Raw genomic sequence first — 19809 nt, 5'->3', positions numbered from 1 at the left:
GGCCGCGGGTCTGCTGCGGTGGCCACGGCGCGGGTCTGCTGCGGCGGCCCGGCGTGCTGGCCCCGGTGGTGGTACCGGCTCGACGACATTGGCGAGCCGGACACCCCCACCCTCTCACACCGGGCGGGCCCGGCGCTGCCGCTCGTCCCGCCCCGTGGATCAGCTACCGGCGATCACCTCGTTGCTCCGGAGGCTCTCGGTGCGCTGCTGGACCAGGGTGCGCAGCCGGTCGACGTCGGAGTCCACCGCCGTCGCGTCGGCCCCGTCCACCGTCTTCAGCACGGCGGTGATCGCGTCGAGAGACCGCCCGGCCCCACCGCTGCCGTAGACCTGTCGGTACAGCTCGCGGTACGCGTTCTCGTAGGCCTCGGTGAAGGCGTCGCTGGCGAGGAAGCGCTCCTTGAGCTTGTGGCCCCCCATCCGGCCGCCGCCGGGCCGCCCGCGCTCGGCGTCCCCGTCCTCCTGCTCGGTGGCCGCGCCGCCGGGCGGCTGGACGCCGTCGGGGAGCGGCACACCGGCCGGCGGCTGCATCCCTTCGGGGAGCTGCGCGCCGCCCGGCCGCGTTCCCCCGCCCGGTCCGCCGAAGCCGCCGCTGTCGTGCGGCCCCTGCGTGGCGCTGCCGCTGAAGGTGAGGTTGTGGTCCCAGGCGAGCACGCTGAACTTCTTCGTCCCGAGGTCGTACCAGAGGTAGTAGTTCTTCCCCGGCCCGGCCATGTCGTCGAAGTTGAGCAGCAGGTTCTGCATCGCCACGTACCGGGCGAAGGACTCCACGTCGACCCGCTCGGCGAGCCCGGCGTCGAACTCCTCGTCGCTGGCCGAGTCCACCCACCTGATCAGGTTGATCACGGGTTGCAGGTCCTGGCTGCCCCGCATGGTGATCTGCTTGAAGTCGTCCTGGTAGGCGGTCTGGTCGTCGCCCTGGTCGGTGAAGCTGCCGGTGGCCAGGGACTTGTAGAGCACCCCGCTGCCGTCCATCCGGTCGGCGAAGTGCTCGTCCGGGTGCTCGACCAGCAGCCGGGCCGTGGTCGGCCGGTCGTTGACCGTGAACGAGGAGTACGCGTACCGCTGGGCCGCCTCGCCCACGTCGGCGAGCAGGGACAGCGACAGCGCCTCGTTCAGCACGGTCGAGCCGCCGCCCATGCCGGAGACCCGGACGGCCACCTCCCGGTGCCCCTGGTACCGGCGGCCGTCGACGAACTCGTCGAAGCTGATCAGCCAGGGCAGCGTCTCGGGCTCCTCGGCCTTCAGGCCGGCGCGGGTCATCCCGCCGCCGGGCCCCCCACCGGGAAACCCGGCCCCGCCCTGCTGGGGAGCGCCGGTGTCGCCGCCGGTCTGGGGCCGGCCGCCGCCCGGGAAGTTACCCGGAGGGGGGTCGCCCGGCGGGAAGCCACCCGGCGGGAAGTCGCCGGGGGGAGGGCCGCCCGGGCCACGGGGGTCGCCGCCCCTGCGTGGCCTGGACTCGCCCTTCCAGGTCAGGGCGGCCAGCGTCGAGTTGCCCTTGAGCCGGATGCCGACGCTGGGCAGGGTGACGCCGTCGATCGTCACGTCCGCCTCGACGTACTCCTTCTCCCCCTCCTTCCAGTAGGCGTCGAGCATCCGCTCGTAGTCGGCGTCCCGGAAGGTCACCCTGACCGAGTGCGCGACGGTCGCGTCGAACAGGTCCGTCGTGCCGGCGACGTCCACCGTCACCGGGTCCGCCCCGGTGTCGCTGGTGCTGGTGACGTACGGGCGGACGCCCACGGTGCCGAACACCAGGGTCAGCACGGCGAGGAAGGCCGTGCAGGTGGTGAGCAGCTTCCAGTTCTGCCGCACCCGCACGGGCAGCCGTCGACGCAGGCCGGCGGGGAGCAGGGACCGGGTACGGGCTGGCCCGCCCATCACAGGTCCGTCTGGTCGTAACCGGTCAGCACCGTCACCCGCTGGCCGGAGCTCTGCTCGCTGAGCGCCGCGATCAGGTCGCCCGGCTCGGTGCCCTTCTTCAGCCGGACCGTGTACATCAGCTCGGTGAGCGCGCCGGCCCGGATCGACTCCAGGCTGACCAGCTCGAACTCGGTGGTGTAGCGCACCAGCACGTCCTGGATGTCGGCGGTGCGGTTGCCGCCGGCCGGGACCTGGACCTTGACCACCTGCCGCTGCACGTTCAGCGCGAACCAGTTGAAGCGGTACATCACCAGGATGATCAGGCTGATCGCGACGGCCGCGACGATCGCCAGCGTGTAGAAGCGGGTGCCGCAGGCCATCCCGACGCCCATCACCAGGAAGATGAACCCGACGTCCCGGGTCTCCTTGATCGCGTTGCGGAACCGCACCACCGACAGGGCGCCGACCAGGGCGAAGGCCCGCGCGATGTTGGAGCCCACCACCAGCATGATCAGCGAGATCAGCATGCCGAGGATGATCAGCGTCTGCACGTACGACTGGCTGTACGACACGTTGCGGTGGGTGGCCCGGTATACCCAGCCGATCCCGGCGCTCAGCAGGAACGACAGAGCCAGCGCGATGGCGATGTCGCCCACGCTGAACGTGCCGGACAGGTCCTGGAACGTGATGTCCATCGGTGTTCAGACCTCGCTTCTCGGGGTGACCGTCGCCAGGTCGGCGGCGGGGTTGTCGTCCTGGACGTGGAAGATCGAGCGCGGCGCCCGGCCGAACGCCTCGATGCTCTGGCAGTACTTGGAGACCCGCACCACCTGGAGCTCGGCGCGGGCGGTCAGGTCGGTGAGCCAGTAGGGCACCCGCTCGTTGGCCTTGATCTCGACGATCGAGAGCCGGGCCGGGACGATGAGCCGGTTCTCGGCGTCCGCGCCGAGGTGGAAGTCGCGGTCGCGGCCCCGGACCCGCTGGTCGATGGTGACCCGCAGCCCCAGGTCGGCGTCCTGCCCGACGAACGCCTCGCGCTGGTAGCCGGTCATCGCCACCGGTCGCAGGTCGAGCCCGGAGACGAGTTCGAGCACCTCGGAGACGAACGCCCGCTGGGCGGGGTCGTGCTCGACCGTCGTCCGCTCGTCGCAGAGCCGGCGGGCCTCCCGGTACGGCAGGGCGATGCGGCGCTTCTGGGTGACCCGGTTGACCCGCTGCTTGATCTCGACGTACACGGTGGTGTCGTCGTCGACGGTGGAGCGGTCGCCGTAGTGGCGGACCCGCAGCTTGCGCCGGAACTTCAGGCCCTCGATCTTCTCCCAGTAGAACCGCAGGTCGGGAGTGTCGTAGTAGACGCTCCACACGCCGTACCCGCCGTCGGCACCGTGGGTGTCCGGGGCCAGCCGCCCGGCCAGTTCCCGCCGTAGCGCCGCGATCCGCGTCGTGTCGACGAGGTACTTGATCTCGTACCGGTTGAAGGCGTGCAGCTTGCTCGGCGCACGCAGCGCGTGCCCGGCGTGGTCGGGTCCGGGGGTCGGGGGGCCCGGGTCCGGCGTCGGCCCGCCCCGCCCTGCCGGGTCCGGGGGGCGGGCGCGGCGGTTGAACCATGGGCGCATGAGGCTTTCTCCGGTTTCGACGGCCGTTCGGGGTCGAGGACGAAGAAACAGGGCCGATATGGAAACTGCGTGTGAACAACCTGTGGATGGGCTGTGTACGTTCCGGAGGCGGTCGATTCCGCCCGGTGCCGCCGCCCGGGCGTCCCCGGGCATCCACCCGCTGATCGGAATGGCGGTCTCGACCGATCGCCGGTCGGCTGAGAAACTGTGGGCCGGTCAGAAAGTGGGGGTGCGATGAGCAACGGGTGGGTGCTGCCCGACGAGGTGCTGCGGGACGCGCCGGCGTACACGCCGCGACCGGGGGAACTCGCCGATCTCGAGCTGTTGCTCACGGGGGCGTACGCCCCGCTCACCGGCTTCATGACCCGGGCGGACCTGGTGTCGGTCAGCCGGCGGGGGCGGCTCGCCGACGGCGCGCCGTGGCCGGTGCCGGTGACCCTCCAGGTGCCCGAGGGGCTCGCCAGGGGCCTGGACCCGAACGATCCGACGCGCCGGACGCTGGTGCTCGCCGACGGGGAGGGCGCGCCGGTCGCCGCGCTCGACGTGTACGACGTCTGGCAGGCCCGCGAGGGCGTCGCCGGGGTGGGCGGCCCGGTGCGCCGGCTCGGCGACGGCGGGCACGGCCCGTTCCAGCGGCTGCGCCGCAGCCCGGCGGAGATCCGGGCGATGCTGCCCCCGGGCCGGGTGCTGGGGGTCGTCGCCGACCGGCCGCTGCACCGCCCGCAGCTCGCCCAGATCGCCTACGCCTCGCGCACCCTGGGCGCGCACCTGCTGGTGATGATCCCGGTGGGCGAGGGACCGGTCAACGGGCTGCCCTCCGAGGCGCTGGTGCGGGCGGTCTTCGCCGCCCGGGACCGGATGCCCCCGGCGACCCTGGTCGCGGTGCCGCTGTCCCGCCGCACCGACGAGGTCAGCGACGTCCTGCTCCAGGCCCGGGTCTCCGCCGCGTACGGGGTGACGCACCTGCTCTCCAGCGGCGACGACCTCACCTACGCCGGGCTGCGGGTGCTGGTGCCCCGCGAGCTGGCCTACGACAACCGGGACGGGCAGTGGCGCTGGCGGGACGACATCCCCCCGCGCAACCGGCGGCTGGCGCTCAGCCAGGCCGAGATCGACGACACGCTCGACCGGGGCTTCCCGCTGCCCGAGTGGCACACGCCGCCGGCCGTGGCCAAGGAGCTGGTGCGGGCCCGCCCGCCCCGGCGGCACCGGGGCCTCGTGGTCCTGCTCACCGGGTTCTCCGGCTCCGGCAAGTCGACCATCGCCCGGGGGCTGGCCGACCTGCTGCGGGAGAGCGGCGACCGCACGGTGACCCTGCTCGACGGCGACGTGGTGCGCCGGGAGCTCTCCGCCGGGCTGACGTTCAGCAAGGCCGACCGGGACCTGAACGTCCGCCGGATCGGCTGGGTGGCGGCCGAGATCGCCCGCCACCGGGGCGTCGGCATCTGCTGCCCGATCGCCCCGTACGCGGCGGCCCGCGCGACGGCCCGGGAGATGGCCCACGCGGCGGGTGCCGGCTTCGTGCTGGTGCACGTGGCGACGCCGATCGAGGTGTGCGAGCAGCGCGACCGCAAGGGCCTGTACGCCCGCGCCCGCGCCGGCCTACTCACCGGCATGACCGGCATCGACGACCCGTACGAGGTGCCGAGGGACGCCGACGTGGTGGTCGACACCACGCACATCTCGGTCGAGGAGGCGGTGGACGCGGTCATGCACCACCTGACCGAGACCGGCTGGGTGGAGCCCCGCCTCCAGTCGACCTGATCCGCGCCGCCGTCAAGGCCGCCGCCCGGATGGTCGGTGCTCGCCGACCACGCCGGGCGGGACGCGGTCGGCTCGCCGACCACGCCAGGGCGGGGCAGGGTCGGCGTCTCCTCGCACGCCGGGCCGGGCGCGGCCGACGGGCCGGTCGGCGACGGCCGGTTGGCACCGGCCGCCCGGCGGGTACTCGGCGGGCGGGTCGGGGAGCTGCTCCTGGTCGCGCGGGGAGGCGGCACGAGCGGGCCGGCCGTGCCGACGAGGGAGGGGACGGCGGAGTGAAGCGTACGACGATCGAGCTGGCCGACGGCCGGGAGCTGATCTACTTCGACGAGCGGGACGACGCGGTCCGCGACCAGCCGGACCGGCGGGAGCTTCCGCCGCCGCCGCCCGCGTCCCAGCTCCGGTACGACCCGCTGACCGACGAGTGGGTGGCGGTCGCCGTGCACCGGCAGACCCGCACCTTCCTCCCCCCGGCCGACCAGTGCCCGCTGTGCCCGTCCCGGGGCGACCGGCTCAGCGAGATCCCCGCGCCGGACTACGACGTCGCCGTCTTCGAGAACCGCTTCCCGGCGCTGAGCCAGCGCGTCGCCGAGGAGCCGGCGGAGATCACCCCGTTCACGCCCGTCCGGCCGGGCCTGGGGCGGTGCGAGGTGGTCTGCTTCACCGACGACCACAACGCCTCGTTCGCCGCCCTCCCGCCGGGCCGGGTGCGCACCGTGCTGGACGCCCTCGCCGACCGGACGACCGCGCTGTCGGAGCTGCCCGGGGTGGAGCAGGTGTTCTGCTTCGAGAACCGGGGCGTGGAGATCGGGGTGACCCTGCACCACCCGCACGGCCAGATCTACGCGTACCCGTTCGTCACACCGCGCACCCGGGCGATGCTCGGCGCGGCCCGCCGCTACGCCGAGCGCACCGGCGGCAACCTCTATGCCGACGTGCTGGCCGCCGAGCGGGCCGCCGGCACGCGCGTGGTCGCGAGCAACGAGCACTGGACGGCGTACGTGCCGGCGGCGGCCCGGTGGCCGTTCGAGGTGCACGTCGCCCCGCACCGGCCCGCGCCGGACATCCCCGCGCTGGGCGACGCCGAGCGGGACGCCTTCGGCCCGCTCTACCTGGACGTGCTGCGCCGCTTCGACGGGCTCTTCGACGCGCCGATGCCGTACATCGCGGCCTGGCACCAGGCCCCGGTGCGCACCGACCGGGAGCTGGCGCACCTGCACCTCCAGCTCTTCAGCATCCGGCGGGCGAAGGACAAGCTGAAGTACCTGGCCGGGTCGGAGTCCGGTATGGGGGTCTTCATCAACGACATCGCCCCGGAGCGCGCCGCCGAGCTGCTGCGCGCCGCCGCCTGAGCGGGGACGCCGGGCCGGGAACGAGGCACGGGGGCGGAAGCAGGGCAGGGCAGGCGACAGGGCAGGGCCGGCGACAGCGCGAGGGGCGGAGACAGGGCGCGGGGGGCCCGGGACGGGCCCCCCGCAGGGAAGGGACGGCTGGCTGTGTGCGACAGCCGGGAAGGTTGGCTGATCGGCACTCGTGCCGCGAGGCGACCGGCGGTCAACCCTCCTGGACGCGACTGGCACCACGTCCGTCCTACTCAACGACCCACCCCACCCGGGGTGACGGCCCACCCGGACACGACGGAGCCCGCCGGCGGACGGCCGGCGGGCTCGGTCGGTGCTACGGGCGGATCAGGCGGCGAGCCGACGCGCCAGGTTCTCGTCCAGCGCGCCCATGAACTCGTCGGTGGTCAGCCACGGGGCGTCGCGCGAGATGAGCAGCGCGAGGTCCTTGGTCATCTGGCCGCCCTCGACGGTGTCGACGATGACCTGCTCCAGGGTGTTGGCGAACTCGGTGACCGCCGGGGTGCCGTCCAGCTTGCCCCGGTGGGCCAGGCCCCGGGTCCAGGCGTAGATGGAGGCGATCGGGTTGGTCGAGGTCTTCTCGCCCTTCTGGTACTGCCGGTAGTGCCGGGTGACGGTGCCGTGCGCGGCCTCCGCCTCGACGGTGCGACCGTCCGGGGAGAGCAGGACCGAGGTCATCAGGCCGAGCGAGCCGAAGCCCTGCGCGACGGTGTCGGACTGCACGTCACCGTCGTAGTTCTTGCAGGCCCAGACGTAGCCGCCCTCCCACTTGAGCGCGGCGGCGACCATGTCGTCGATCAGCCGGTGCTCGTAGGTGATGCCGGCGGCCTCGAACTCCGCCTTGAACTCGTTCTCGAACACCTCGGCGAAGATGTCCTTGAAGCGACCGTCGTACGCCTTGAGGATGGTGTTCTTGGTCGACAGGTAGACCGGGTAGTTGCGGTCCAGGCCGTACCGGAACGAGGCGCGGGCGAAGTCCCGGATCGACTCGTCGAAGTTGTACATGCCCATCGCGATGCCGCCGCCGGGGAAGTTGGCGACCTCCATCTCGACGGGGGCCGAGCCGTCGGCCGGGGTGTAGGTGATGGTCACCGTGCCCGGGCCGGGGACCACGAAGTCGGTGGCCTTGTACTGGTCGCCGTGGGCGTGCCGGCCGATGATGATCGGCTTGGTCCAGCCGGGCACCAGCCGCGGCACGTTGGACATGATGATCGGCTCGCGGAAGACGACGCCGCCGAGGATGTTGCGGATGGTGCCGTTCGGCGACCGCCACATCTTCTTCAGGCCGAACTCCTCCACCCGGGCCTCGTCCGGGGTGATGGTGGCGCACTTGACGCCGACGCCGTGCTCCTTGATGGCGTTGGCGGCGTCGATGGTGACCTGGTCGTCGGTGGAGTCGCGGTGCTGGATCGAGAGGTCGTAGTAGTGCAGGTCGACGTCGAGGTAGGGCAGGATCAGCTGCTCCCGGATCTGCTTCCAGATGATGCGGGTCATCTCGTCGCCGTCGAGCTCCACGACCGGGTTGTTTACCTTGATCTTCGCCATCCGCCGGCGCTCCTCTCGGGGGGACACGTGCTCAACAGTACGAGCGTACTGGAAACCGCCGGGGGCGCCCCAGCCGGCCTCGCCCCCGGGCGCGGGAGCGCCCGGAACAGGCGCGGTGGCATCCTTTCCGGATGCCACTGACGCACAGGATCGGGTCCGTCACGGTCACCGCGCTGCTCGACGGGGTGGGCCCCTTCTTCCAGCCCCGCGAGGAGGCGTTCCCCGGCGCCACGGAGGCGCAGTGGCGCGAGGCCGACCGGTGGGACCCGGGGACCGTCGGGCCGGACGGCGGCTGGCGGTTGCCGTTCCGCGCCTTCGCGCTGCGCGCCGGCGACGGGCCGGTCACCCTGGTCGACGCCGGCATCGGTCCAGCGGACGCGTTCGCCGCGACCTGGGCACCGGTGCCGGGCCGGCTGCCCGCGGAGCTGGCCGCCGCCGGCATCGACCCGGCGGAGGTGCGCACCGTGGTCCTCACCCACCTGCACACCGACCACGTCGGCTGGGCCGGCCCGCTCTTCCCGAACGCGGACCATCTGCTCCAGCGCGCCGAGCTGGCCGCGCTGGAGCTGTTCCACCCGGAGCTGCCGGCCCGGCTGCTGGAGCCGTTGCGCGCCGCCGGCCGGCTGCGGGTGCTCGACGGCGAGACCGCGCTCACCCCCGGGGTACGCGTGCTGAGCACGCCCGGCCACACCCCCGGCCACCAGTCGGTGCTGGTCGAGGACGGCGACGAGCGGCTCCTGGTCACCGGGGACCTGCTGGTGCACGCGATCCAGCTCGTCGACCCGGCGCTCCCCTACGCCCACGAGGAGGACCCGCCGACGGCCCGCGCCAGCCGCGAGTCCCTCCTGGGCACGCTGTCCCCGCTCCTCCTGGCGACCCCCCACCTGGGCCTGCCCTTCACCCCCCACCCCGAGCCGGGGCGGTCCTGACGTCGGCGGGTTCGGCCTCGGAGACAGCCGCCGACGCCACGATCGACGGGGCCGGGCGGCGGGGCGGGAACGGCGAAGGGGCGGCCGGCTCCCGCCGGCCGCCCCTTCGGCGGTGATGCTCAGGTCAGGTGGCGCTCAGCTCACAGGGAGGCGACGTCGCCCTGCTTGGCGCGGACGGCCTCGGCGGCCTCCTTCAGGGCGGCCAGCTCGTCGGCGTCCAGGTCGGTCTCCACGACCCGCTTCACGCCGGTGGCGCCGATCTCGGCCTCGACGCCCAGGTAGACGCCCGAGATGCCGTACTCGCCGTCGACCCAGGCGCAGACCGGCATGACCTCGCCGGAGTCCTCCGCGACGGCCTTGGCCATCCGGGCGGCGGCGGCCGACGGGGCGTAGTACGCCGAGCCCGTCTTCAGCAGCGCGACCACCTCGGCACCGCCGTTGCGGGTCTTCACGACCAGCTCCTCGATCTGCTCGGCCGGCATGGCCTCGCGCAGCGGCTTGCCGTCGACCGTGCTCTTCGACGGCACCGGCACCATCGTGTCGCCGTGCGAACCGAGGGTCAGCGTCCTCACCGACTTGACCGGCACGTTCAGCGCCTCGGCGACGAAGTTGGTGAACCGGGCGGTGTCGAGCATCCCGGCCTGGCCGAGCACCCGGTTCTTCGGGAACTGGGTGGCGATCTGGGCCAGCGCGGTCATCTCGTCGAGCGGGTTCGACACGACGATGACGACGGCGTTCGGGGCGAACTTGGCGACATTCTCGGAGACCTGCCGGACGATCTTGGCGTTCGTCTCCAGCAGGTCCATCCGGCTCATGCCCGGCTTGCGCGGCAGGCCGGCGGTGATCACCACGACGTCCGAGCCCTCGATGGCCTCGTAGCCCTCGCCGTTGGGGCCGGTGGTGACGCCGACGACCTTGGTCTCGAAGCCCTCTACGGCGCGCGACTGGTTGAGGTCCAGGGCGAGGCCGGCCGGCTTGCCCTCCACGATGTCGGTGATCACGACGGTGTCAAAGACGTCGTACTCGGCCAGGCGCTGCGCGGTGGTGGAGCCGTAGAAGCCGGCTCCGACGACAGTGACCTTCTTACCCATGGTCGTCCCACTCCCTGCTACCAGTCGGTTTTCCGGACCGTATCAGTCATCCCGGCACCGAACAGGGCAGGGTCCGTGACGGTCGACCGGATGGGGCGAACGTCACCGTCGGCCGGCTGCGGCGAGCCGGGCCGACGGGCGGTCAGCCGGCTGCGGCGAGCCGGGCCACAGCCCGGCCGATGGGCGGCGGTGGGCCGGCGGCTCAGCCGCGCTCGGCCCGCTCCACGACGTTGGTGAGCAGCATGGCGCGGGTCATCGGGCCGACGCCGCCGGGCATCGGAACGAGCTTGCCGGCCACCTGGGCCACCTCGGGGTCGACGTCGCCGGTGTAGCGGCCCTTGCCGTCCGCGCCGATCACCCGGGTGATGCCGACGTCGACCACGGTCGCGCCCGGGGTGACCATGTCGGAGGTGAGCAGGCCGGGGACCCCGGCCGCGACGATCACGATGTCCGCCGCGCGGGTGTGCGAGGCCAGATCGAGGGTGCCGGTGTGGCACAGGGTCACCGTGGCGTTCTCGCTGCGCCGGGTGAGCAGCAGCCCGAGCGGCCGGCCGACCGTGTTGCCCCGGCCGACGACCGCGACCTTCGCGCCGCGCAGCGGCACCTCGTGCCGGCGCAGCACCTCGACGATGCCGCGCGGCGTGCAGGGCAGCGGGGCGTCGTAGCCGAGCACCAGGCGGCCGAGGTTGACCGGGTGCAGGCCGTCGGCGTCCTTCTCCGGGTCGATCATCTCCAGCACCCGCTGGGTGTCCAGGTGGCCGGGCAGCGGGAGCTGGACGATGTACCCGTGACAGGCCGGGTCGGCGTTCAGCTCGGCCAGCACGTCGTCGACCTGCTGCTGGGTCGCGTCGGCTGGCAGCTCCCGGCGGATCGAGGTGATGCCCACCTCGGCACAGTCGCGGTGCTTGCCGTTGACGTACGCCTGGGAGCCGGGGTCGGCCCCGACCAGGACCGTGCCGAGCCCGGGGGCGATGCCCCGCTCCGCCAGTGCCTTGACCCGTGTCCGCAGCTCGTCCTTGATCTCCGCCGCGGTCGCCTTGCCGTCCAGGATCGTCGCCGTCACGCACAGATCGTCTCACGTCCGCCGGCCGCGCTCCCCGAGGACCCGCCCCCGGCAGTGAAAGGGGGCGGGCCCGGGGCGGCGGTCAGTGGAAGAAGTGGCGGGTGCCGGTGAGGTACATGGTGACGCCGGCCTCCTTGCAGGCGGCGACGACCTCCTCGTCGCGGATCGAGCCACCCGGCTGGACGATCGCCCGCACGCCGGCTTCGAGGAGGATCTTCGGACCGTCGGCGAACGGGAAGAACGCGTCGGAGGCGGCGACCGAACCGGCGGCCCGCTCGGCGCCCGCCCGGGTCACCGCGAGCTGCGCGGAGTCGACGCGGTTGACCTGCCCCATGCCGACGCCGACGGTGGCCCCGTCCTTGGCCAGCAGGATCGCGTTGCTCTTCACGGCGCGCACCGCCCGCCAGGCGAACGCCAGGTCGCGCAGGGTCGCCTCGTCGGCCGCCTCGCCGGTGGCGAGCCGCCAGTTCGCCGGGTCGTCCCCGTCGGCGTCGACGGCGTCGCGCGTCTGCACCAGCACGCCGCCGGTGACCTGCCGCCACTCCGCCGGCAGCGGGGCGTACGCCGGGGCGCGCAACAGCCGGAGGTTCTTCTTCGCCCGGAGGACCTCCACCGCGCCCTCGTCGAAGCCCGGGGCCACCAGCACCTCGGTGAAGATCTCCGACACCTGCCGGGCCAGCTCCACGGAGACGGGCCGGTTGACCGCGATCACCCCGCCGTACGCCGACACCGGGTCGCACGCGTGCGCCCGGCGGTGCGCCTCGGCGACGTCGGCCCCGACCGCGATCCCGCACGGGTTGGCGTGCTTGATGATCGCCACGGCCGGCTGGTCGGCGAAGTCGTTCGCCGCCCGCCAGGCGGCGTCCGCGTCGACGTAGTTGTTGTAGGACATCTCCTTGCCGTGCAACTGCTCGGCCTGGGCAAGACCGGCGGGGCTGGCCGGGTCGGCGTAGAGCGCGGCGGCCTGGTGCGGGTTCTCGCCGTAGCGCAGCACCGCCGAGCGGCGCAGCGACAGCCCGGCGAACTCCGGCCAGCCGCCCTCGTCCGGGGCCAGGGTGGTCGCGCACCACTCGGCCACGGCCACGTCGTACTCGGCGATGACGGCGAACGCGCGGGCGGCCAGCACCCGGCGCTGGGCCAGGGTGAACCCGCCGTCGCCGAGGGCCGTCACCAGGGCCGGGTACGCGGCCGGGTCGGTCACCACGGCGACGGAGGCGTGGTTCTTCGCGGCGGCCCGGACCATCGCCGGCCCGCCGATGTCGATCTGCTCCACACACTCCTCGACCCCGGCGCCGGAGGCGACGGTGGCCTGGAACGGGTAGAGGTTGGAGACCAGCAGGTCGATCCCCGCGATGCCGTGCTCGGCGAGCTGCGCGGCGTGCGAGTCCTTGCGCAGGTCGGCCAGGAGACCGCCGTGGATGCCGGGGTGCAGGGTCTTCACCCGGCCGTCGAGGATCTCGGGGAACCCGGTCACCGACTCCACCGGGGTCACCGGCACCCCGGCGTCGGCGATCGTCGACGCCGTGCTGCCGGTCGAGACGATCTCCACCCCGGCCCCGTGCAGGGCCCGGGCCAGCTCGACCAGGCCGCTCTTGTCGTACACGCTGACCAGCGCCCGCCGAATCGGGCGGCGGGCGTCCTCAGGGGAACTCACGGAACCGTGACCTTTCTTCCGGTGATCGTCCAACCTTCGCGGACCAGGCGACCGACCTGCTCGACGAGCTGCCGCCGCTCGGCCTCCTTGATGCGCTCCGTGAGCGTCTCCTCGTCGTCGTCGTCGCGCACCGGCACGGCGACCTGGGCGACGATCGGGCCGGTGTCCATGCCGGCGTCGACGAAGAAGAGGGTGGCCCCGGTGACCTTCACGCCGTAGGCGAGGGCGTCCCGGGGGCCGTGGATGCCGGGGAACGCCGGCAGCAGGGTGTTGTGCGTGTTGAGGTAGCGGTCGCCGAACGCGGCGAGGAACTCCGGGCCGACCAGCTTGAGGAAGCCGGCGGAGACCACCAGGTCGGGGCGGTGCGCGGCGACCCGCGCGGTGAGCGCGGCGTCCCACTCCGCCCGGGTCTGGTGGTCCTTCACCCGCTCGACGAAGGTCGGCACCCCGGCGGCGGCGGCCCGGTCCAGGCCGGCGATGCCGTCGCGGTCCGCGCCGACGGCGACGACCCGCGCCCCGTACGCCGGATCGGCGGCGGCGTCGAGCAACGCCTGGAGGTTGCTCCCGGAGCCGGAGACGAGGACGACGATGCGGGCGGCGGACGCGGGCTCGGTCACGCGGTCACCCTATCGGGCAGGCCGGGCCGCCCCCCGCGTGGGCAGGTCGGAGGGGTCGCCAGCAGCCGGAAGCCGGACAATCGGCGGACCCCCGTTGTCACCGCCACCCTGTACGCTGCCGGTCGCTCGGTGCCCGGCGCAGGCCAGGGCCCGCACCCGTCAGTGATCCGACACGCGCGTCGTGTCGACGGAACGAGAGGCTCAGACGATGCAGCCCGGCTACCACTCCCCCCAACCGCAACAGATCAATAACAACATGACGATGTCCATCGTGGCCGTCTTCCTCTTCTGGCCGCTGGCCATCCCCGCCATCATCAACGCGTCGAAGGTCAACCCGGCGCTCCAGCGGGGCGACTACGCGGGCGCCCAGGCGGCGGCGGCCGAGTCGAGGAAGTGGTCCAAGTGGGCCCTCATCGTCGGCATCGCCTGGTACGTGATCACCCTCGTCTGCTGCCTGCTGGGCGGTCTTGCGGGAATCATGGGTTCGGACACCAGCACGTCGAGCTACTGACAGCAGCCCTCAGGCAAGGAGCACCGTATGCAGCCCGGTCAGGACCCGTACGGCCAGCAGCCCCACGACCCGAACCAGCCGCACCACGACCCGTACGCCCCGCCGGCGTACGGTCAGCAGCCCACCTCGGGCCAGCCGTACGGGCAGGACCCGTACGCGCAGCAGCCCCCGTACGGCCAGCCGACCTCGGGGCAGCCGTACGGCCAGCCGACCTCGGGGCAGCCCGCCTCCGGGCAGCCGTACGGCCAGCCCGGCCCCGGGCAGCAGCCGTACGGGCAGGACCCGTACGGCCAGCAGCCGTACGGGGCGGCGCCGACCTACCCGAACGCCGGCTACCCGCAGCAGCAGGGTCAGCAGAACACCCTCGGCCTGGTGGCGATGATCCTCGGCATCGCGTCGATCCCGCTGGCCTGCTGCCCGTTCGTGGGCATCGCGGTCGGCATCGCCGGGGCGATCACCGGTTACCTCGGCCGGCAGAAGGCGGCCCAGGGCCTGGCCAGCAACGACAGCCAGGCCAAGATCGGCCTGATCTGCGGCGCGGTGGGCGTCGGCCTCGGCATCCTGGTGTTCATCCTCAACATCGTGGCGAACGTCAGCCTGCCCACCTCCTGATCCTGGCGGCACGCGAGGGGCGCTCCGGACCCGGGGCGCCCCTCGGCGCGTCCAACCCCGCCCCGCGCACGCCACGCCCACCCCGCGCACGCCACGCCCACCCCGCGCACGCCACGCCCGACCCCGCAGGCCACGCCATCCCGCAGGCCACCTCCCGCACCACGTCGGCCCCGCGCACCACGTCGGCCCCGCGCCCGGGCGGGCCGCGTGCGCCCCGTGAGAAGGGAACCCTTCTCTACCGTGGGGGTTAGGAAGGTGCCCTTCCTTTCCCCAGGGTGTGGGTGGCGGCGGCGCCGATCAGGGCGCCGGCCGAGACGACGGCGGCGGCCACCCCCGCCACCTGCCAGGCGACCGGGCCGGTGTCGGCCAGCCGGCCGCCGCCGAGCGGCCCGCCGGAGGCCGCCGCGAGCGCCCCGAGCAGCAGCCCGGCGACCGGGCCGGCGAGCGCCGCCGGGATCAGCACGGCCGGCCAGCGCACCTCGGCGCGCTCCTCGGCGGCCAGCCGCAGCAGCCGCCGGGCGAGCAGGCAGCCGGCGGCCATCGCGGCCAGCACGGGAACCGCGAGCAGGGCCGCGCCGTACCCGTCGATCGGCCCGCTGGGCAGGCCCGCCAGCAGCGGTACGGGCGGTAGCGCGCCCACGGAGACCTCGCTGGTGCGCACGGCGGTGTCGACGCCGACGGTGAACCCGGGGCCGAGCAGGTAGCTGGCCGACCAGACGACGGCGTTCGGCGCGTAGGCGAGGCTGAGCAGGGTGATGCCGGCCTGTCCGGCGACCCCCGTCCGGTACGCCCCGATCATGTCGGCGGCGTCGCCGCCGCCGGTGGCGACCGCCAGCCCGGCCGCCCCGGCTCCCGCCCCGAGCAGCAGCAGCGCGGCGACCAGGCCGGTGCGCACCCCGTCCCGCGCCGGGGCGGGCAACCGGGCGGCGAGCAGCCCGACCACCCCGGTGGTCCGCACCGCCCCGGCCAGGGCGGCGAGGGTGCCGACGAGTGCGAGGGTCGCCCCGGCGCGCAGCGGGTCGGCGTCGGCCGGCACGGCGGCGAGCGCGCCGAGCAGCGCGTACCCGATGCCGACCGCGACGGCGGCGGTGAGCGCCTGGCGGGGGGACCGTCCGCCGCGCGCGCCGATCGCCCGGCTGGCGTGCACGCCGGCCCGGGTCAGCCGCCACACGGCCAGCCCGGCGAGGGCGAGCGGGGCGAGGCCCAGCGGCCCCGCGTCGGTGTGCAGCGGGACGCCGTGGCCCAGCAGCCAGCCGGCCAGGCCGGCGTGCAGCGCGCCGACGACGGAGCCGGCGTCCTCGCTGAGTTGGACGAGCCCGAGCACCAGGGCGACCGGCAGGTAGGACGTGAGCGCCGCCCAGGTGGCGGCGACGCCGGCCGCCACGACGAGCGGGGCCCGGCCACGGGTGGCCTCCCCGGCCCGGGGCGCGACCGCCCGGGGACGCGGGACGCGGCCGGTGGGCCGGTCGTCGACCCCGGCGGGCGGACGGCGGGGCTGGTCAGGGGTGACGGAGGACATCGGCTCTACTCTGGCACGCCGCGCCGACGGGGGCAGTCCGATACCGCCCCCGACCGGCGGGAAGTTCCGTGATCCACCGACTCACCGCCCCCGATCGGGTCTAGCCTCGGCCCAGGACGCGGACCTTCTGTCGCGGCCGGAACCGCTCGGAGGAAGCCGTGAACGCTCCGTTTCCACCGCCACCGCCGCCGCCCGCCCAGGGCCGGGACCGCACCACGCTGTGGGGCGTGCTCGGCATCGTCCTCGGCCTGATCTGCTGCGGCATCCTCGGGATCGTCTTCGGATACCTGTCGGTCCGGGACGCCAGGCGGTACGGCAAGTCGCCGGTGCTGGGCTACCTCGCCATCGCGTTGGGTGTGATCAACATTATCGGCAGCGTGATCCTCAACGCCACCGGTAACTACCCGTTCTACGACAACAACACCTGACCGGACGGCGCGAGGGGGCCGACCGGCCCGGTCGACCCCCTCGGCGCGTCTCGCGGTGTCAGCGGGTGGACATGATCTCCCGCATCAGGTTGGCGGTCTCGGTCGGCGTCTTGCCGACCTTCACGCCGACGGCCTCCAGCGCCTCCTTCTTCGCCTCGGCGGTGCCCGCCGAGCCGGAGATGATCGCGCCGGCGTGGCCCATGGTCTTGCCGGGCGGAGCGGTGAAGCCGGCGATGTAGCCGACCACCGGCTTGGTGACGTTGGCCTTGATGAAGTCGGCGGCCCGCTCCTCGGCGTCGCCGCCGATCTCGCCGATCATCACGATCGCCTCGGTCTCCGGGTCGGCCTCGAACGCGGCCAGGGCGTCGATGTGGGTGGTCCCGATGATCGGGTCGCCGCCGATGCCGACGCAGGTGGAGAAGCCGATGTCACGCAGCTCGTACATCATCTGGTAGGTCAGCGTGCCGCTCTTGCTGACCAGGCCGATGCGGCCGGAACCGGTGATGTCGGCCGGGATGATGCCGGCGTTGGAGGCGCCCGGCGAGGCGATGCCGGGGCAGTTCGGCCCGATGATCCGGGTCCGCTCCCCCTTGGCCACGTTGTACGCCCAGAACGCGGCGGTGTCGTGCACCGGCACGCCCTCGGTGATCACCACGGCCAGCGGGATCTCGGCGTCGATCGCCTCGATCACGGCGGCCTTGGTGAACTGCGGCGGCACGAAGATGACCGTGACGTCGGCCCCGGTCTGCGCCATCGCGTCGGCGACGGTCGCGAAGACCGGCAGCGCGGTGCCGTCGAAGTCGACGCTCTGGCCCGCCTTGCGCGGGTTGGTGCCGCCGACGACGTTCGTGCCGGCGGCGAGCATCCGCCGGGTGTGCTTGGAGCCCTCGGAGCCGGTCATCCCCTGCACGATGACCTTCGAGTCCTTGGTCAGCCAGATAGCCATTGTCAGACCCCCGCAGCCGCCAGCTTGGCGGCCCGCTCGGCCGCGCCGTCCATGGTGTCGACCCGCTGCACGAGCGGGTTGTTCGCGCCGTCGAGGATCGCCCGACCGGCCTCGGCGTTGTTGCCGTCGAGGCGCACCACGAGCGGCTTGGTGACCTGCTCGCCGCGCTGCTCCAGCAGGGCCAGCGCCTGCACGATGCCGTTGGCGACCTCGTCGCAGGCGGTGATGCCGCCGAAGACGTTGACGAAGACGCTCCTGACCGACGGGTCGGACAGGACGATCTCCAGGCCGTTCGCCATCACCGCGGCGCTCGCGCCGCCGCCGATGTCGAGGAAGTTGGCCGGCTTGACGCCGCCGTGCCGCTCGCCCGCGTACGCGACCACGTCGAGGGTCGACATGACCAGGCCCGCGCCGTTGCCGATGATGCCGACCTCGCCGTCGAGCTTGACGTAGTTGAGGTCCTTCTCCTTGGCGGCCTGCTCCAGCGGGTCCACCGCGGCCTGGTCGACCAGGGCCTCGTGGTCGGGGTGCCGGAACCCGGCGTTCTCGTCCAGGGTGATCTTGGCGTCGAGCAGCAGCAGCTTGCCGTCGCCGGTCTTGGCCAGCGGGTTCACCTCGACCAGCGTGGCGTCCTCGGCGACGAACGCCTTCCACAGCCCGACGGCGACCTCGACGACCTGGTCGGCGACGTCGGCTGGGAACCCGGCGGCGGTGACGATCTCACGGGCCTTGGCCTCGTCCACGCCCTTGACGGCGTCGATCGGGGCCTTGACGACCCGGTCCGGGGTCTCGGCGGCGACCTGCTCGATGTCCATGCCGCCCGCGACGCTGGCGATGCAGAGGAAGGTGCGGTTCGCCCGGTCGAGCAGGTACGAGAAGTAGTACTCCTCGGCCACGTCCGCGGTCACGGTGATCATGACCTTGTGGACCGTGTGACCCTTGATGTCCATGCCGAGGATGTCGGTGGCGCGGGCCACCGTCTCGTCCGTACCCTCGGCGAGCTTGACGCCGCCGGCCTTGCCCCGGCCGCCGACCTTCACCTGTGCCTTGACGACCACTCGGCCGCCGAGGCGTTCGGCGATCGCGCGGGCCTCCTCCGGGGTGTTGGCGACGCCGCCGGCCAGCACGGGCAAGCCGTGCCGCTCGAACAGGTCCCGCCCCTGGTACTCGTACAGGTCCACGATTGCGCGTCCCGTCCCGTCTCCGCGGCGCGCCGTCGCGCCGCCACCAGCGTTTCGAAAACTTGTCTGACGCCTGCCATCAGTTGAAACAGGCCATTGGGCGCAGCCTAGCGAGGTGGGCACCGGCGGCAACCGAGCGGGTGCGGGGTGTGCCCTAATGCACAGCGGCGCGGCGGGCGGCGGGGACGCGCCCGGGGCGGGCGGGCCGGCGTGGGATTTCCACCGACGTTCTTCCCGCCGGTGGCGTAACCCCGCCGTCAGGGCCTCGTTGAGTCAGGTGTCGGAGCGCTGACCAGCGCGAAGACGGGAGCGGCCGATGCCCTGTCGGTCGAGGGGTGGCGGCGGGGCATCGTGCATAGAGGGGCCGGGCGTGTGAGGGGTGCGTCCGGCCCCTCACCCGTGCCCGGGCAAGGATGCCCCCGCCGGGTCAGGCGACCGGCTGGGCCACGTTGGCCCGCACCCACTCGACGATGGCCTGGGTGGTCGCGCCCGGGGTGAAGACTCGCGCGACGCCGAGGCGCTCCAGCTCGGGCAGGTCGGCGTCGGGGATGATGCCGCCGCCGAACACGACGATGTCCCGCGCGTCCCGCTCGGTGAGCAGCTCGATGACCCGCCGGAACAGGGTCATGTGCGCCCCGGAGAGCACGGAGAGCCCGACCGCGTCGGCGTCCTCCTGGATGGCCGTCTCGACGATCTGCTCCGGGGTCTGGTGCAGCCCGGTGTAGATGACCTCCATGCCGGCGTCCCGGAGGGCCCGGGCGACGACCTTCGCCCCGCGGTCGTGGCCGTCGAGGCCCGGCTTCGCGACGACGACCCGGATACGAGAGTTCATCAGCGGACACCTTTCGAGGGCGCTACGACGGTCACCTGAACGAACGGTAACCCGGCGGACCCCGGGCGCGGAATCCGGCCGGCCGGCCGAGGCGAGCGTAGGCGGTCCGGGCCCAGGTCGGACACCCGGTGACAGGTGTCACGCCGAGCGACGAACGGGCAGCTTCGGGGGCGTACGGCGACGTGACGAGACACCACAAGACAGGATGAAAAGGGGCAGATCGACACGCCAATTACCCGGTCTGCCTTGTGAGGGGCGTGGCGGTTGGCTACCGTGTCCACGG

19 protein-coding genes are annotated in these 19809 nt (G+C 73.3%); 7 read left to right on the top strand and 12 right to left on the bottom strand.

The annotated features are described in order from the left end of the window. Nucleotides 1-159: 159 nt before the first annotated feature. The 3 genes from LPU43_RS13185 to LPU43_RS13175 are packed head-to-tail and all read right to left on the bottom strand — an operon-like array spanning nucleotide 160 to nucleotide 3476. The gene (locus tag LPU43_RS13185) at nucleotides 160-1878 is read right to left on the bottom strand and encodes a CotH kinase family protein (protein WP_229400668.1); all 1719 of its coding nucleotides are present in this window, start codon (nucleotides 1876-1878) and stop codon (nucleotides 160-162) included. Beyond that, nucleotides 1878-2555 carry a DUF4956 domain-containing protein gene (locus LPU43_RS13180; protein ID WP_229400667.1) on the bottom strand — a complete coding sequence of 226 codons (678 nt, stop codon included), beginning with the start codon at nucleotides 2553-2555 and terminating at the stop codon, nucleotides 1878-1880. Before LPU43_RS13180 ends, LPU43_RS13185 begins: the two co-directional genes overlap by 1 nt. A 6-nt stretch (nucleotides 2556-2561) precedes the next feature. After that, a complete protein-coding gene (locus LPU43_RS13175) occupies nucleotides 2562-3476 on the bottom strand; it encodes a polyphosphate polymerase domain-containing protein (RefSeq protein ID WP_229400666.1) in 915 nt (304 codons plus the stop codon). 234 nt (nucleotides 3477-3710) lie between these two features. Here LPU43_RS13175 and cysC point away from each other — a divergent pair, with 234 nt between their 5' ends. The 3 genes from cysC to galT are packed head-to-tail and all read left to right on the top strand — an operon-like array spanning nucleotide 3711 to nucleotide 6589. Beyond that, complete coding sequence (cysC, locus tag LPU43_RS13170; RefSeq protein ID WP_229400665.1) at nucleotides 3711-5240, top strand: adenylyl-sulfate kinase; 1530 nt, start codon at nucleotides 3711-3713, stop codon at nucleotides 5238-5240. A 36-nt stretch (nucleotides 5241-5276) separates the two neighbouring features. Next, nucleotides 5277-5516 (top strand): hypothetical protein, encoded by a 240-nt coding sequence (locus LPU43_RS13165; RefSeq protein WP_229400664.1) that lies wholly within the window; start codon nucleotides 5277-5279, stop codon nucleotides 5514-5516. Beyond that, nucleotides 5513-6589 carry a galactose-1-phosphate uridylyltransferase gene (galT, locus tag LPU43_RS13160; RefSeq protein WP_229400663.1) on the top strand — a complete coding sequence of 359 codons (1077 nt, stop codon included), beginning with the start codon at nucleotides 5513-5515 and terminating at the stop codon, nucleotides 6587-6589. Before LPU43_RS13165 ends, galT begins: the two co-directional genes overlap by 4 nt. A gap of 336 nt (nucleotides 6590-6925) precedes the next feature. Here galT and LPU43_RS13155 read toward each other — a convergent pair whose 3' ends face one another. Beyond that, entirely contained in the window at nucleotides 6926-8143 is a 1218-nt protein-coding gene (locus tag LPU43_RS13155) for an NADP-dependent isocitrate dehydrogenase (protein ID WP_229400765.1), read from the bottom strand. 131 nt (nucleotides 8144-8274) lie between these two features. On the opposite strand from LPU43_RS13155, the gene LPU43_RS13150 reads away from it, so the two are divergent. Then, nucleotides 8275-9072 (top strand): MBL fold metallo-hydrolase, encoded by a 798-nt coding sequence (locus LPU43_RS13150; RefSeq protein ID WP_229400662.1) that lies wholly within the window; start codon nucleotides 8275-8277, stop codon nucleotides 9070-9072. Between the two features lie 140 nt (nucleotides 9073-9212). On the opposite strand, the gene LPU43_RS13145 is transcribed toward LPU43_RS13150, so the two are convergent. From LPU43_RS13145 to purN, 4 genes are all read right to left on the bottom strand, one after another. Next, complete coding sequence (locus LPU43_RS13145; RefSeq protein WP_229400661.1) at nucleotides 9213-10163, bottom strand: malate dehydrogenase; 951 nt, start codon at nucleotides 10161-10163, stop codon at nucleotides 9213-9215. A gap of 202 nt (nucleotides 10164-10365) precedes the next feature. After that, on the bottom strand, nucleotides 10366-11226 hold the full coding sequence (locus LPU43_RS13140; protein ID WP_229400660.1) for a bifunctional methylenetetrahydrofolate dehydrogenase/methenyltetrahydrofolate cyclohydrolase: 861 nt from the start codon (nucleotides 11224-11226) through the stop codon (nucleotides 10366-10368). An 82-nt stretch (nucleotides 11227-11308) separates the two neighbouring features. Then, nucleotides 11309-12880, bottom strand: coding sequence for a bifunctional phosphoribosylaminoimidazolecarboxamide formyltransferase/IMP cyclohydrolase (gene purH / locus LPU43_RS13135; RefSeq protein ID WP_229400659.1), 1572 nt, complete (start codon nucleotides 12878-12880; stop codon nucleotides 11309-11311). Then, nucleotides 12877-13497, bottom strand: a complete 621-nt coding sequence (gene purN, locus LPU43_RS13130) for a phosphoribosylglycinamide formyltransferase (protein ID WP_229400658.1) — start codon at nucleotides 13495-13497, stop codon at nucleotides 12877-12879. The genes purH and purN overlap by 4 nt, the downstream gene beginning before the upstream one ends. Nucleotides 13498-13753: 256 nt before the next feature. Between purN and LPU43_RS13125 the strand changes: the two genes are divergently transcribed. Both LPU43_RS13125 and LPU43_RS13120 read left to right on the top strand, forming a co-directional pair. After that, entirely contained in the window at nucleotides 13754-14008 is a 255-nt protein-coding gene (locus LPU43_RS13125) for a CD225/dispanin family protein (protein ID WP_229400657.1), read from the top strand. A 27-nt stretch (nucleotides 14009-14035) separates the two neighbouring features. Next, entirely contained in the window at nucleotides 14036-14620 is a 585-nt protein-coding gene (locus LPU43_RS13120) for a DUF4190 domain-containing protein (protein WP_229400656.1), read from the top strand. Nucleotides 14621-14867: 247 nt separating this feature from the next. On the opposite strand, the gene LPU43_RS13115 is transcribed toward LPU43_RS13120, so the two are convergent. Beyond that, nucleotides 14868-16139 (bottom strand): cell division protein PerM, encoded by a 1272-nt coding sequence (locus LPU43_RS13115; protein ID WP_229400655.1) that lies wholly within the window; start codon nucleotides 16137-16139, stop codon nucleotides 14868-14870. A gap of 158 nt (nucleotides 16140-16297) precedes the next feature. Between LPU43_RS13115 and LPU43_RS13110 the strand changes: the two genes are divergently transcribed. Further along, a complete protein-coding gene (locus LPU43_RS13110) occupies nucleotides 16298-16567 on the top strand; it encodes a DUF4190 domain-containing protein (RefSeq protein WP_229400654.1) in 270 nt (89 codons plus the stop codon). 58 nt (nucleotides 16568-16625) lie between these two features. On the opposite strand, the gene sucD is transcribed toward LPU43_RS13110, so the two are convergent. The 3 genes from sucD to icmB all read right to left on the bottom strand — a co-directional run bounded on the left by sucD (nucleotide 16626) and on the right by icmB (nucleotide 19526). Further along, nucleotides 16626-17513: a succinate--CoA ligase subunit alpha gene (sucD, locus tag LPU43_RS13105; RefSeq protein WP_229400653.1), complete on the bottom strand. Its 888-nt coding sequence runs from the start codon at nucleotides 17511-17513 to the stop codon at nucleotides 16626-16628. 2 nt (nucleotides 17514-17515) lie between these two features. Beyond that, nucleotides 17516-18694 carry an ADP-forming succinate--CoA ligase subunit beta gene (sucC, locus tag LPU43_RS13100; protein WP_229400652.1) on the bottom strand — a complete coding sequence of 393 codons (1179 nt, stop codon included), beginning with the start codon at nucleotides 18692-18694 and terminating at the stop codon, nucleotides 17516-17518. A gap of 427 nt (nucleotides 18695-19121) precedes the next feature. Next, nucleotides 19122-19526 (bottom strand): coenzyme B12-dependent isobutyryl CoA mutase small subunit, encoded by a 405-nt coding sequence (gene icmB / locus LPU43_RS13095; RefSeq protein WP_229400651.1) that lies wholly within the window; start codon nucleotides 19524-19526, stop codon nucleotides 19122-19124. Between the last annotated feature and the right edge of the window lie 283 nt (nucleotides 19527-19809).

The organism is Micromonospora okii, from assembly GCF_020884795.1.
Taxonomy (GTDB): domain Bacteria; phylum Actinomycetota; class Actinomycetes; order Mycobacteriales; family Micromonosporaceae; genus Micromonospora; species Micromonospora okii.
This window is presented reverse-complemented; position numbering and strand designations above follow the sequence as displayed.

Bases quoted from the DNA above. Each gene is read 5' to 3' on its own strand.
- LPU43_RS13180 (WP_229400667.1), bottom strand. From the start codon at position 2,555: ATGGACATCACGTTCCAGGACCTGTCCGGCACGTTCAGCGTGGGCGAC.
- LPU43_RS13185 (WP_229400668.1), bottom strand. From the start codon at position 1,878: ATGGGCGGGCCAGCCCGTACCCGGTCCCTGCTCCCCGCCGGCCTGCGT.
- LPU43_RS13120 (WP_229400656.1), top strand. From the start codon at position 14,036: ATGCAGCCCGGTCAGGACCCGTACGGCCAGCAGCCCCACGACCCGAAC.
- LPU43_RS13155 (WP_229400765.1), bottom strand. From the start codon at position 8,143: ATGGCGAAGATCAAGGTAAACAACCCGGTCGTGGAGCTCGACGGCGAC.
- sucD (WP_229400653.1), bottom strand. From the start codon at position 17,513: ATGGCTATCTGGCTGACCAAGGACTCGAAGGTCATCGTGCAGGGGATG.
- LPU43_RS13125 (WP_229400657.1), top strand. From the start codon at position 13,754: ATGACGATGTCCATCGTGGCCGTCTTCCTCTTCTGGCCGCTGGCCATC.
- LPU43_RS13115 (WP_229400655.1), bottom strand. From the start codon at position 16,139: ATGTCCTCCGTCACCCCTGACCAGCCCCGCCGTCCGCCCGCCGGGGTC.
- LPU43_RS13175 (WP_229400666.1), bottom strand. From the start codon at position 3,476: ATGCGCCCATGGTTCAACCGCCGCGCCCGCCCCCCGGACCCGGCAGGG.
- cysC (WP_229400665.1), top strand. From the start codon at position 3,711: ATGAGCAACGGGTGGGTGCTGCCCGACGAGGTGCTGCGGGACGCGCCG.
- icmB (WP_229400651.1), bottom strand. From the start codon at position 19,526: ATGAACTCTCGTATCCGGGTCGTCGTCGCGAAGCCGGGCCTCGACGGC.
- LPU43_RS13150 (WP_229400662.1), top strand. From the start codon at position 8,275: ATGCCACTGACGCACAGGATCGGGTCCGTCACGGTCACCGCGCTGCTC.
- LPU43_RS13145 (WP_229400661.1), bottom strand. From the start codon at position 10,163: ATGGGTAAGAAGGTCACTGTCGTCGGAGCCGGCTTCTACGGCTCCACC.